This is a genomic window from Nocardia aegles, assembly GCF_052545135.1.
In genome coordinates this window covers 1-610 of sequence record NZ_JBQWRI010000060.1, presented here as the reverse complement: position 1 = coordinate 610, position 610 = coordinate 1, and the positions used below count along the sequence as shown (strand labels likewise).

Below are 610 nucleotides of genomic sequence, written 5' to 3'. Positions count from 1 at the left end.
GGTCGGACCATACAAATTGTGCACCGCGGCGTCACTCACCGCGCGCACCGCGGCGACGGTCTCCGGCGGCAGCGCCTCACCGATCACGAAGATGTCGCGCAAAGTGGGGCACGACCCGGCAGCGGTATGCGCGGCGAACACTGTCAGCATGGACGGCACGAAATCGGTTACCGTCACGCCCTGCGCCGCAATGGTTTCCGCGACGTACCGCGGATCTCGGTGCCCGTCGTGGGCGGCGATGACGAGCTTCGCGCCCACGCGCAGCGGCATGAAGTACCCCCACAGCGAGACGTCGAAGGTCGTCGCCGTCTTCTGCAAGTACACGTCGTCGGCGTCGAGCGGATACGCCGCGAGCATCCAGCTGATCTGGTTCTCGATCGCGAAGTGCGAGATCACCACGCCCTTGGGGCGGCCGGTCGATCCCGAGGTGAAGATCACGTACGCCGGATGCTGCGGCAACACCGGACGCACCAGTTCTTCGGTGCGAACCGGGCTGTCGTCGAAGCCGTCGAGATCCACAGCGTCCAGTAGCAGCACCGCGGTGCCTTCCGGCACGTCGACCGCCTCGGCGGTGGTCGTGAGCACACAGACCGGCTGCGCCGTTTCGAGG

The 610-nt window shown here is 66.7% G+C and carries 1 protein-coding gene; it reads right to left on the bottom strand.

The features are described 5' to 3' along the window. Window positions 1-610 (bottom strand): AMP-binding protein (locus ACT89H_RS29445; RefSeq protein ID WP_445111932.1); only part of this gene is annotated, 610 nt, incomplete at both ends.